10 protein-coding genes are annotated in these 12,488 nt (G+C 33.3%); 8 read left to right on the top strand and 2 right to left on the bottom strand.

The features are described 5' to 3' along the window. Positions 1 to 347 precede the first annotated feature (347 nt). Positions 348 to 1,358 carry a DNA/RNA non-specific endonuclease gene (locus CN946_RS19835; protein ID WP_286133992.1) on the top strand — a complete coding sequence of 337 codons (1,011 nt, stop codon included), beginning with the start codon at positions 348 to 350 and terminating at the stop codon, positions 1,356 to 1,358. Positions 1,359 to 1,785: 427 nt separating this feature from the next. Here CN946_RS19835 and CN946_RS19830 read toward each other — a convergent pair whose 3' ends face one another. Next, entirely contained in the window at positions 1,786 to 2,550 is a 765-nt protein-coding gene (locus CN946_RS19830; protein ID WP_098862670.1) for a DUF695 domain-containing protein, read from the bottom strand. Between the two features lie 29 nt (positions 2,551 to 2,579). Next, the gene (locus CN946_RS19825) at positions 2,580 to 3,461 is read right to left on the bottom strand and encodes a 5'-3' exonuclease (protein WP_098862669.1); all 882 of its coding nucleotides are present in this window, start codon (positions 3,459 to 3,461) and stop codon (positions 2,580 to 2,582) included. 238 nt (positions 3,462 to 3,699) lie between these two features. Between CN946_RS19825 and ilvA the strand changes: the two genes are divergently transcribed. From ilvA to tdcB, 7 genes are all read left to right on the top strand, one after another. Then, on the top strand, positions 3,700 to 4,959 hold the full coding sequence (ilvA, locus tag CN946_RS19820; RefSeq protein ID WP_098862668.1) for a threonine ammonia-lyase IlvA: 1,260 nt from the start codon (positions 3,700 to 3,702) through the stop codon (positions 4,957 to 4,959). 350 nt (positions 4,960 to 5,309) lie between these two features. After that, positions 5,310 to 5,573, top strand: coding sequence for an ArsR/SmtB family transcription factor (locus CN946_RS19815; protein WP_098121922.1), 264 nt, complete (start codon positions 5,310 to 5,312; stop codon positions 5,571 to 5,573). A 74-nt stretch (positions 5,574 to 5,647) separates the two neighbouring features. Next, the gene (locus CN946_RS19810) at positions 5,648 to 6,748 is read left to right on the top strand and encodes an alkene reductase (protein ID WP_098862667.1); all 1,101 of its coding nucleotides are present in this window, start codon (positions 5,648 to 5,650) and stop codon (positions 6,746 to 6,748) included. Positions 6,749 to 6,860: 112 nt separating this feature from the next. Then, positions 6,861 to 8,051, top strand: a complete 1,191-nt coding sequence (locus CN946_RS19805) for an MFS transporter (RefSeq protein WP_098862666.1) — start codon at positions 6,861 to 6,863, stop codon at positions 8,049 to 8,051. An 854-nt stretch (positions 8,052 to 8,905) separates the two neighbouring features. After that, positions 8,906 to 10,099: a glycine C-acetyltransferase gene (locus tag CN946_RS19800; RefSeq protein ID WP_098862665.1), complete on the top strand. Its 1,194-nt coding sequence runs from the start codon at positions 8,906 to 8,908 to the stop codon at positions 10,097 to 10,099. A 48-nt stretch (positions 10,100 to 10,147) separates the two neighbouring features. Further along, positions 10,148 to 11,110, top strand: coding sequence for an L-threonine 3-dehydrogenase (locus tag CN946_RS19795; protein ID WP_098862664.1), 963 nt, complete (start codon positions 10,148 to 10,150; stop codon positions 11,108 to 11,110). A 342-nt stretch (positions 11,111 to 11,452) separates the two neighbouring features. Further along, entirely contained in the window at positions 11,453 to 12,460 is a 1,008-nt protein-coding gene (gene tdcB / locus CN946_RS19790) for a bifunctional threonine ammonia-lyase/L-serine ammonia-lyase TdcB (protein ID WP_098862663.1), read from the top strand. The last annotated feature ends 28 nt before the right edge of the window (positions 12,461 to 12,488 follow it).

Genomic DNA, 12,488 nt, shown 5'->3' with positions numbered 1-12,488 from the left:
CGCCCCCTCCTACTCGATTGTCTTAAATGGCAGTTTAGTCGCATATGATTAGGTAATTTTAAGGGGAAGAACAAAAAATAGAATACATGAATTTATTTGGTTTAATTGTTACCTAGAAAAAGGAAAATTATATTTCGTTGTATGTATGTGTTGGTTGGTGTATTATTTTATAGTAAACGCTATTTTTTAAAGCTAGTTCGGAAGCTTTATTCTTATCCAAGTAAATGGCAGTTTAGTTGAATAAGGATTCATTACCAACAATAGATATATTACAACAAAAGATCAAATTTTGTTATTGTTTAATATTATTTGTCTAGAGTAGAAACATGAGAAAGGTGTGCAGAAGTGTGAACAAAAGAATTAACAAAAGAATATTTTTGACTTTATTTACTGTGATTTTACTATCTGTATTTGTAGGTTGCGGAAAAATCACTGAACAGACTTCGTCAAAAAAAGTGCAATCGGAAGCGAGCACGGCTTCTAAAACAGTTGAAACCAATAAGAGTACATCTGCCGATGACACAGAAAAACCAAAGAGTGATAGTGAACCCAAGAAAAGTGTTCCTGCATCTAGCACTTCAAAGCCAACAAGTACAACGAACGGATTTAATTACAGTAATTATACCCTAATAGTAGTAAACGGCGGGGATATGTCAGGACATAGACAGCCGAATGTCAAAGTAGATGTCGGATTTGGCAAACGGGAATATTGGGCGTATACAAATGAATACGGTCAGCTAATTCGTGTTGAGGCGAAAAAGATAACACTTCAAAATTCGAATACTGATCATGTTTTGTCATCAGGTAGATATTACTCTGATGAAGCAAATGTTCCCGGTACAGAGAGTCCAACATTGGATAAAGGGCATGTGATTGCTGACTCGCTTGGGGGAGTATCAAACGCATATAACATTACACCTCAGGACAGCAATCTCAATAGGCACGGTGATCAAGCCTATATGGAAAAAGTAATTCGAGATGCAGGAGGTTGCACTGATTTCGTAGCAGTGATTCACTATCCAAATACTCAGACGCAAATTCCTAACCATTATAAATTCACATACAAAATTCAGGGCAGATCCATTACAGATGAATTTGACAATGTAAACCCAGATAAAGTGAACAAAAATTTAGGGAAAACGACAAATGCGAACAGTACGCCACCGAAAACAGACAAGTTACCTGCAAACAAAACGAAAAATAGTAATGAAGATGTTAGTAAAGTGGATACAAATCATAACGGAAGTGTTACGATCGCTGAAGCCAAAGCTGCAGGCTTTAAAATGCCAATTACGCGCGATTCATGGCTCTATAAATATATGGATGATCGAGATGGTGATGGCTTAGTAGGTGAATAAATGAGGTTATACTGTGATTCTTTTCTTCCTAACAGGTATTACTCCTGATTAGTAATTATTTCTTTGGCTATTATTTACAAGTTAAAGACTAAAAATAATCAGAATATGGTAAAGTAATTTACGCCTGCATATATTAAAAAAATCGGCTAACTAGTCGATTTTTTTATTGGCCTAAATGGCAGTTTAGTGAATATTTGTCACTTGGGGGAATTTTGCCTGTTACACATAGTTTTCAGCTAATTCTTATGTCACTAATCTGCCTAAGAGTCCCTAAGCTTGTCTAGTTAGACAATCAATTTAGTTCAAAAATCAGCATGTAAACTTAACAGAGCCAAATTAAAAAGAACACTACTTTAATTAATCAAACTGTAGTGTTCTTTTATTTAGATTTTTTAAGGTAAATTAAATTTTGAAGTTAATGTAATCTTTATTCTTTGATAAAAAGAGTTTCCCATCCATCATAATTACCGCTGAAATGCTCTGAAGTTTCGATTAAGAAATCAGTTAGTTCATCTATACTATCTAAATCAACATGATCTATTCTAGAAATACGTACGGTAAATTCATAGTCTTCATCTAAATCTTCATCAATATTTGAATACTTTTCTTCAAATTTAAAACCTTCTTTTGCTATTTCGCTAATAAACTCATTTATCTTTGTTTCATCATTAAATAGAATGAAATGCTCGACTTTACGAGGTAATTTTAATTTGTCACCTGATTTTTTTAATTGCTCAACTAATTCAGTATTGTTTATATGCTGCAGATGGTATTGGTTTGGATAAAGAAATTCGAAATAATATTCCCATAGTTCCTCTTCATCCATACCATACATTTCATAATCGTAATCATATGCTTCAATGATTTGATCCGCAACTTCAATAAGCATTTTAGGATCTTGTTCCGAAGTATAATAGACAAGTTCTCTAAAACCATCAGTCGTCACTCTTCCAACATTAAGGTAGAGTTTTGGATTAATTCGTTTATCAATATCCTTATTAACTTTTTCTAAAACATTTAATTCATTTTTACTAGGAAAACCTCGTTCGTCTGGATTTTTTATTTGTAGCTTTATACAAACAATAGTTGGATAATCTTCGATGTTTGCTTCTTCAGTAATTACCATATCTAATACTAAAGTTGCAGGTTTATCATTTATAAAACTAAAATACGCATTCCAATACTCAGACATTTATATTTCTCCTAAATAAAATTTGATTTTTATCGCTTTACACGAATTTCTAATTCCTCAAGCTTAAGTGATAATTTATCTTCATCAATATTAATTTTTAAATCCTCAAATGTATATTCAGCAAAATGTGGTATATCAATTGTAATGGCAGAAAGCTCTTTACTAATAAAAGTAGAGTCTTTCCCAGCTTCTAATTTCTTTTTGTATCGATTAAATTTAGAATCAAGATTTTCCATATTCTCGTACAATTCTTCAACTGAGTTATAAAGTTGAATTAATGGAATAGCCGATTTTTCTCCTACTCCAGGGCAACCAGGTATATTATCACTAGAATCACCTAATAACGCTTTTACATCAACCCATTGTTTCGGATGGATCCCATAATCATTACTGAAGTGCTCAAGAGAGTAAACAATTTCACCAGTTTTTTGAGCAATGATTTGAGAGGTATGCTCGTTTATTAATTGTAGTAAGTCTCGATCATTACTATAAATATAGCATTTATTTTTAACAGAATTAGACCATTTATTTGATAAGGTACCCATTAAATCATCTGCTTCATATGGTGCCATTTCAAGTTGAGCAATACCGATTTCTTCTAATGCTGTTTTTAAAGTGAAAAATTGTTCAATAAGTGGCGTTGGTAGTTCTCCACGAGTTGCTTTATAAAAATCATATTTATTTCGACGATCAGTTTCTTCACGTTTAACATCCCAAGTAATTGCAAGATGAGTAATGTCATGCTCTTTAATTAAGTTAAAAAGCTTTGGAATAAATACCCTTAATGCATTTATATAAACGCCATCTTTCGTCTTAGAAAGTTGTTCATCACTTCTACCATATGAAGTTGCAAAATAACCTCTACTTAATAAGTTAAAGCCATCAATTAATAATAAAGATTGATTTTCCATTTTATAAATCACCTAATATCTATTTATTTAATATGAAAATGATAGCATATCCTACTGAAAATGATAACTAGTGTATTACTGCCAATTAGAATGAAAGTACCGATATTAGGCACATTTTATTTCAATCATGCAAATTGACATAAAACTTTCATTAGAAAATTGAATTTTCTGTTTATTAATTTATTAACTTTTACTATAATGGAATTTATATAAAAAAATGCAAAGGGTAGGTAGTTATATGGAGAAAGTAAAAAGTACTGTTAAGATTGAGGATATTTTGGTTGCCTATAATACGTTAAAAGAAGTTACGAATAAAACACCTTTGCAGATTAGTACAATGCTTAGTGAAAAATATGATTGTAACGTATTTTTAAAGCGAGAGGATTTACAAATAATCCGCTCATTTAAGCTTAGAGGAGCATATTACAAAATTAGCAACTTGTCTTATGAAGAAAGACAAAAAGGGGTTGTATGTGCTAGTGCAGGTAATCATGCTCAAGGCGTAGCATATACATGTAATCATTTGCAGGTGTATGCGAAAATATTTATGCCAACAACAACGCCGAATCAAAAAGTATCTCAAGTGAAATTCTTTGGTGGACCATTTGTTGAAGTTATATTAATCGGTGACACCTTTGATATTGCTCATCAAAATGCACAGACTTATTGCAATGAAAATCAAATGACATTTATTCATCCATTTGATGATCAAGATGTAATTGCAGGACAAGGTACTGTTGCAGTTGAAATATTAAATGAAATTGACCGTCCAGTAGATTATCTATTCGTAGCAATCGGCGGAGGTGGATTAAGCTCTGGAGTTGGAACATACATAAAAGGAATTAGTCCTTCAACTAAGGTAATTGGAGTAGAGCCGATGGGTGCTGCTTCAATGGCCGAATCGATTGCAAATGGTAGAGTTGTAACTTTACCTTCTATTGAGAAATTTGTTGACGGAGCAGCGGTTGGCCAAGTTGGTTATTTAACATACGAAATCTGTAGAGATGTACTTGACCAAGTTGTCGCAATTCCAGAAGGCGAGATTTGTACAACGATTTTAGAGCTTTATAATAAAAATGCAATAATTGCAGAGCCCGCTGGAGCTATGTCTGTATCAGCTTTAGAATTATTTAAAGATGAAATAAAAGGTAAGAATGTCGTTTGTATCGTATCTGGTGGAAATAATGATATTGACCGACTACAAGAAATCAAAGAAAGGTCTTTAATTCATCAAGGACTAAAACATTATTTCATCATCAACTTCCCACAACGATCAGGCGCATTACGTGAATTTCTTGATAAAGTATTGGGACCAAACGATGATATTACGAGGTTTGAATACACAAAGAAAAACAATAAGGACAACGGGCCTGCACTAGTTGGAATAGAATTGGCAAATAAGTCCGATTACAAAGCATTGATTGAGCGAATGAATCTTCATGAAATTCAATTTATGGAAATAAACAATAACCCAACATTGTTTAATCTACTCATATAGATTTTACGGGTTGATTTCATTAGGTAGAAAGTGAAAAACCCCACAAGGTAATGAAGTCCCTTGTGGGGATTTTGGATTTCTCTAAAAAATACAATACACAAGGAAATATACATTCCAGAATGGTGCATCAACAAGTTATATATGAATAAAACATGTACGCTATTATTGCAACCGTATATTCCCGAAAAAAATCAACACTCTAAAATTAAGTGAACAATTTCATAGTGTTCTTCAATTAACCAAATTCTTTTTTATTATGAATTATTTCTCTTGACATCATAAATTAGTTAAAATACAATATTTCTAGAAATACCGAAATAAGCGCTGGTCTTTGAGAGGAGGTTAAAGTGGTGAACGATGATATTGCAGTAAAGGTTTATAAAGCATTAGGAGAATCCACTCGTTTACAAATTGTTAAAGTACTTGCTAAGCAATCTGAATTAGCTTGTTTAGAAATGAAAAATCAAATAAAAGTATCGGCCAATTCTACATTGACACATCATTTAAAACCATTACTTGATTGCGGCTTGCTAACAGTACGCAAAGAAGGAACCTTCAGATACTATAGTTTACAACGAGAAGTTTTGGAAAAATATGCACCCGCTTTACTTTAAAAATAAAGCGGTATTATTTTAGTTTATATTTCAGTATTTGTAGAAATACCGAATAATCTAAGGGGGAATTGAATATGAGTTTAGTAAGCAAAGATGAAACTAGTTGGGGAAAATTAGAAAATGGTCTAGAAAGTAAACTTTTTGAACCAGTAAAAATAGGTGCTTGGAATTTACGTAGTCGTACTGCAATGGCTCCATTAACAAGAAGTTTTGCAGATGATCAAACAGGTGTAGTTGGAGAAGATATAGTCGAATATTATCGTAAACGAGCTGCAGATGGTGTAGGTTTGATTATTTCTGAAGGAACAGTTATTAGTCCACGTGGAAAAGGTTACCCAGGTGTTCCTGGAATTTATTCTGAGGATCAAATTAAAGCTTGGAAAAAGGTAACTGATGCTGTTCATAATGAGGGTGGCACAATGATTTCTCAAATTTGGCATGTTGGACGATTATCTCATCACGAGCTAGCTGGAAATATGCCACCTCAAGCACCTTCAGCGATTCCTGCAGAAGGATTAGTTTCTCGTTTTCGTAAGCCATATGATCTACCTGAAGAAATGACTACCGAGGATATTAAAGAAGTAATCAATCAATATGCTCAAGCAGCTAAAAATGCGATTGAAGCTGGTTTTGATGGAGTCGAAATTCACGCTGCACATGGATACTTAATCGATCAATTTAATTCAGATGTTACAAACCATCGTACAGATCAATACGGTGGAGAACTTCCACAAAGATTAACTTTCATGAAGGAAGTAATAAAAGCAGTTATCGAAGCAATTGGTACTGAAAGAACGATGATTCGATTTTCTGCACATAAAGCTGATATTCCGGGTTATATGTGGGAAGATCCAGATTATGCGATCCGTACATTTATTGAAGCATTCAAGGAAGTCGGTGCAACTTTATTACATCCTTCGATTATGCAATTTGATCGTATACTTGCAGATGGTAAAACGATGCATCAGCTTGTTAGAAAATACTGGGATGGAATTATTGTTGGAGTAGGAACGTTAAATCCTGAAATGGCAGAAAAAGCTATCAAAGAAGGAACAATTGATGTTGCTGCGTTCGGGCGTCCTCTAATTTCGAATCCAGATCTTTTACACCGTTTGAAAAATGGTGAAGCAATTGAAGAATATGATGTTAAAAAGCATCTAAATGTTCTAATCTAAGCATTGATATGAATAGAAAGTAGGAAGGAAGCTAATCAAGTGGCTTCCTTCTCTAAAGTTTAATATTTCGGTATTTATAGAAATATATAATTATGTTGAAAGGAATTATTTTATGACAAATAAAGGGAAAATTTATATTTTAGCAATGATAAGCTTTTTAGTAGGAACTTCACAATATGTTATTTCCGGAATCTTAGATAAAATGGCCGATGAATTAGGTATTTCGATTGAAGCTGCAGGACAACTAATTACGGTGTATTCATTGATTTATGCGATCGGTACACCGATATTAATGGCAGTATTAGCCAAAATGGAACGCCGAAAATTACTACTTTTTTCTTTAAGCGTATTTATTTTAGGTAATTTATTAGCAGTAATTGCACCTGGTTATGGTTTGTTTATGGTTGCGCGGATTATAATGGCGTTAAGTGCGGGAGTTACTGTTGTAACAGTACTTAGCTTGGCTGCAAAGATTGCTCCACCAGATAAAAAGGCAAGTTCAATTGCCACTGTTGTCATGGGTTTTACTGCTTCACTGATTATAGGGGTTCCGATTGGCAGATTTATAGCAGCTGCTTATGATTGGAGATTAGTCTTTCTTGGGGTGGCCATATTCGTTTTAATTTCTTTAGCAATTATCGTAAAAACAATTCCACAAACACATGGTGATCAACCAATTCCATTATTGCAGCAAATTTCATTAATTAAACAACCAAAAATTGCATTAGCTTTATCTATTACTTTTTTCTTAATGAGCGGATATGGGATCGTATTTACTTATTTATCACCGTACCTTATTCAAACTACTAAGATGAGCGATCACATATTAAGTTTTGCTCTTCTAATACTTGGTATAGCTAGTTTATTTGGATCTAAATTCGGGGGATTCAGTGCAGATAAGTGGGGAATTACGCTTACTTTAAAACGAGGTTTAGTACTTAATATTTTATCAATTTTATTATTATCATTCATTTCTAGTTCAATCAATACAGTGATTATTATCCTTACATTATGGTCATTTTCGGGATGGTCATCTGGTGCAACACAACAATTTAATTTAGCAACAATTTCTCCAAATTCATCAGATGTTTTATTAGGTTTAAATCAGTCAATGATGCAATTAGGCTTTGCATTTGGTGCAGCAATCGGAGGCCTTGCAGTCAGTCAATTGTCCATCCGTTCAATTACATGGTTGGGTTCAATTCCTGTAGTGGTTTCTTTAATCGTAACAGTTGGATTATCACGTTTTTTAATGAATGAAAAGAAAGTCAGACAAGGCGTTGGCACTCAAATTAGAGCCTAAATTGACTAATTTATAATAGAATAAAATTTTATTACTTAGTTTTGTGAAAAAATAATATATACTTTATGGGGCTGTCTTATGTGTCGGTTTAATTGACAAATAGGCGCCCCATATATGAATGTACGAGTGTTTGGTCGATCTTTTTTAGTGAGAATAAGAAATTTTTTATTGCATTTAGTTTGGAATGAGAGCAGAAATGATTCTTTTCCATAAGAAAGTATCTTAACTGCACAGATTTTAAGTCAAAATACCATTACCTGTATAGGTGATTTTTTATTTTATTTGCGATTCTTTGGGATTTAATTGCAGATATGCTAATTTTAATTGCGGTTTTCGGATTTTAATTGCAGTTCACTGTATAATTGCAGGATTTCATCTTTTTTTTGCACTTTTCACATGTTTTATTGCAGTGCTACATCGTTTATTTGCACTTCTCAAATGTTTATTTGTATCGCTGCGCTACATCTTTTATTTGCAACATTTCAAACATCTATTTACTACTCAGACTTAAATCAACGGGATCATTCTTTCACCCCTTTTTAACCACTAGATGTTTTACTAAAAAAACAAATTGAATAATATTCGAATTATATGAATTTTTATAATAATTTAAATTCTACCTTTTTCGAATAAATTTTGAATAAAAGTATTCCTAATGCATTGTAACCGATTTATAATTGAATTCGGAAAGCCTCAAATAAGTATATTGTAATCAATACATAAAAAATTTTCTCTTACAAAAATGGAAAATAATAAAACGATAATTTTTTATATTTATTTAATAATAACTAATAGATATAAAATGGGGGCTTACTCCTTTTAGATAAATAAACTTAATTAAGGAGCTGGTATTTATGTCAAGCAAGACATTAGAAGCATTTTTAACTCCACAATTAGCTGAGTTAAAGGAGAAAGGGCTCTATAATGAGATTAACTCTTTAGAAGGTTCTAACGAAGCTACTATTCAAATTAGTGGTAAACAATTTATAAATTTATCTTCAAATAACTATCTTGGTTTTGCGACTCATCCTCGTTTAAAACAAGCTGCTATTGAAGCGACTGAAAAATATGGAGTTGGTGCAGGAGCTGTACGTACGATTAATGGTACGATGGATATCCATGATCAACTTGAAAAAGCGATCGCTGAATTTAAACATACAGAGGCTGCTATTGCATTCCAATCTGGTTTTAACTGTAATATGGGTGCTATTTCAGCAGTAATGACAAAAAAAGATGCTATTCTATCTGATGAATTAAACCACGCTTCAATTATTGATGGATGCAGACTTTCTGGGGCAAAAATTATTCGTGTAAAACACCAAGATATGGATGATTTACGTGAAAAAGCAAAAGAAGCAACAACTTGTGGTTTATATGAGAAGGTTATGTACATTGCAGATGGAGTTTTCTCTATGGATGGAGATGTAGCAAATATTCCTGATATCGTAAAAATTGCTGAAGAATTTGGCTTAATTACATATATCGATGATGCTCATGGTTCTGGCGTTATGGGTAAAGGAGCAGGAACAGTTAAGCATTTCGGATTATCAGATAAAATTGATTTCCAAATTGGTACACTTTCTAAAGCAGTTGGAGTTGTAGGTGGATATGTTGCTGGTTCACAACAATTAATCGATTGGTTAAAAGTTCGTGCACGTCCTTTCTTATTCTCTACTTCTTTAACACCAGCAAATGCTGCTGCTTGTATTGAAGCAATTCGTATTATGTCTGAAGAACCAGAAAAAATCGAAAAGCTTTGGGAAAATGGTGATTACTTAAAAGCTGGTTTATCAAAACTAGGATTTAATATTGGTGAGTCTGAAACACCAATTACACCATGTATTATCGGTGATGAAAATCTTACACAAGAATTTTCTAAACGTCTATATGAAGAGGGAGTTTATGCGAAGTCAATCGTATTCCCAACAGTACCACTTGGAACTGGTCGTATTCGTAATATGCCAACAGCTGCGCATACTAAAGAAATGCTAGATGAAGTTTTAGCTATTTTTGAAAAAGTTGGTCGCGAATTAAACGTTATTAAATAATTTTAAATAATAATTTCGATATTTTATTACTATAAGGTGGACTAAGGAATGAAGAAAATATTAATTACTGGTTGTTTTGGACAAATCGGTTCAGAATTAACTATGCGTCTTAGAAATGAATACGGTATTGAAAATGTTGTTGCGACAGATATTCGCCGTCTTGAAGGAAGTCAAATTTTAGAAACAGGTCATTTTGAAATTTTAGATGTAATGGATAAAGAAAAAATGTTAGAGATTGCTAAAAAGTATGAAATTGATACGTTCATTCACTTAGCTGCTCTTTTATCAGCTGTTGCAGAAGCAAAACCTACATTAGCTTGGGACTTAAACATGGGTGGATTAGTGAATGCTCTTGAAGTAGCGAGAGAATTAAGCTTAAAATTCTTTACTCCAAGTTCAATTGGTGCATTTGGACCAGCAACACCAAAGGATAACACACCACAAGATACAATCCAACGTCCTACTACAATGTATGGTGTTACAAAAGTAGCTGGTGAATTATTATGTGATTATTACTTTGAAAAATTTGGCGTAGATACTCGCGGTGTACGTTTCCCAGGTTTAATCTCTTATGATACAGTGCCAGGTGGAGGTACTACTGATTATGCTGTTGATATTTATTACGAAGCATTAAAAAATAAGAAATATACATCATTTATCGGTGAAGGAACTTACATGGATATGATGTATATGCCTGATGCAATTGATGCAATTATTAAGTTAATGGAAGCAGATCCTTCAAAACTTAAACATCGTAATGCATTTAATATCTCAGCAATGTCATTTGAACCAACTCAAATCGCGGCATCAATTCGTAAATTCATCCCTGAATTTACAGTAGATTTCGACATTGACCCTATTCGTCAAGGAATTGCCAATTCATGGCCAAATTCAATTGACAGCTCTGCTGCTAAAGAAGAGTGGGGCTTCGATCCAAAATTTGATTTAGATCGTATGTCTGAAGATATGTTAAATAAATTAGCTGCAAAGTTAAACGTAACTCAAGCTTAAATAAAAAAGAAGGAGACAGATGTCTCCTTCTTTTTCAGACTGCCCGCCAAACGCTCGCTTTCTTCGTTGCTTCGCCTGTCTGCGGTGCTCATTACCGTTTAGGGTAACTCCGCTCCTCACCAGACTTCGCGCCTCGAAAGACAAGCGNNCAATCAGTCTGAAAATCAAGTTTTTAGTATTTTGTCTACACACTGAAAAAAGGAGACCACGCCATGGTCTCCTTTTTTTATTTTCTCTTCCTTTACTAATCCCTGTTTGTGGTATTTTGTTTTGTACTTTGACACAAACTTATCATGTATCAAGAAAGTAAATAAAAATGCTAATAAAAAGGGAAGTTAGAAGATGAATAATTTAGATCATAAGGGATTACCATTAACGATTAAAGAGATTAAAACTGCATATGAACTTTTGGAAGGTAAAGTTCGAAAAACACCTTTAGTAAAATCATTTTATTTAACTTCAAAGTCGGACGGAGAGATTTATTTAAAACTTGAAAATATGCAATTAACAGGCTCATTTAAATTTCGAGGTGCATTTAATAAAATTTCTCATTTAACTGAGGAAGAAAGAAGTAAAGGAATTATCGCATGTTCAGCTGGAAATCATGCTCAAGGTGTCGCTTTATCATCAAAGCTTTTACATATTAAAAGTAAAATCATCATGCCTTCAACTGCACCAAAAGCAAAGGTTGAAGCAACAGAAGGATACGGATCAAATATCATTTTATACGGTGATACATTTGATGATGCGAAAGACTATTGTGCTAAAGTACGAGACGAAACTGGCGAAACATTCATCCATCCATACGATGATATTTACATTATGGCTGGTCAAGGGACTATTGGTATTGAAATTTTAGATGATCTCTGGGATGTTGATACAATAATTGTACCTATAGGTGGAGGTGGTCTCATTTCGGGAATTGCAGTCGCTTTGAAATCATTTAACCCTTCAATAGACATAATTGGTGTTCAAGCAGAGAATGTACATGGCATGACAGCATCAATAGACGCCGGAGAAATAGTGAGTAACTATACAGCTCCTACAATAGCCGATGGTTGTTCTGTTAAGGTTCCAGGGAAATTAACATATGAAATTGTAAAAGAATTAGTAACTGAAATCATCCTAGTGAGTGAGGATGAAATAGAAGTCGCAATGAAGGATTTACTACAGCGCGGTAAAGCAGTTGTGGAAGGATCAGGTGCTCTAGCGACAGCAGTAATTTTATCAGGTAAAGCTTCAAAATATATAAAAGATAAAAAAGTAGTCGCAATCATATCTGGTGGTAATGTTGATCTAGAAAGAATTTCCAGTGTTTGTGAACATTTCTTTGGGAATGAAGTAAAGTGATCTTTTTAAGAATGGGTGATCCTATTGT

The organism is Bacillus sp. AFS053548, from assembly GCF_002575105.1.
GTDB lineage: Bacteria > Bacillota > Bacilli > Bacillales > Bacillaceae_G > Gottfriedia.
The sequence above is the reverse complement of the archived record's forward strand: the minus strand, read 5'-3'. Positions and strand labels throughout refer to the sequence as shown.

Bases quoted from the DNA above. Each gene is read 5' to 3' on its own strand.
- CN946_RS19830 (WP_098862670.1), bottom strand. From the start codon at position 2,550: ATGTCTGAGTATTGGAATGCGTATTTTAGTTTTATAAATGATAAACCT.
- CN946_RS19825 (WP_098862669.1), bottom strand. From the start codon at position 3,461: ATGGAAAATCAATCTTTATTATTAATTGATGGCTTTAACTTATTAAGT.
- ilvA (WP_098862668.1), top strand. From the start codon at position 3,700: ATGGAGAAAGTAAAAAGTACTGTTAAGATTGAGGATATTTTGGTTGCC.
- CN946_RS19810 (WP_098862667.1), top strand. From the start codon at position 5,648: ATGAGTTTAGTAAGCAAAGATGAAACTAGTTGGGGAAAATTAGAAAAT.
- CN946_RS19805 (WP_098862666.1), top strand. From the start codon at position 6,861: ATGACAAATAAAGGGAAAATTTATATTTTAGCAATGATAAGCTTTTTA.
- CN946_RS19800 (WP_098862665.1), top strand. From the start codon at position 8,906: ATGTCAAGCAAGACATTAGAAGCATTTTTAACTCCACAATTAGCTGAG.
- CN946_RS19795 (WP_098862664.1), top strand. From the start codon at position 10,148: ATGAAGAAAATATTAATTACTGGTTGTTTTGGACAAATCGGTTCAGAA.
- tdcB (WP_098862663.1), top strand. From the start codon at position 11,453: ATGAATAATTTAGATCATAAGGGATTACCATTAACGATTAAAGAGATT.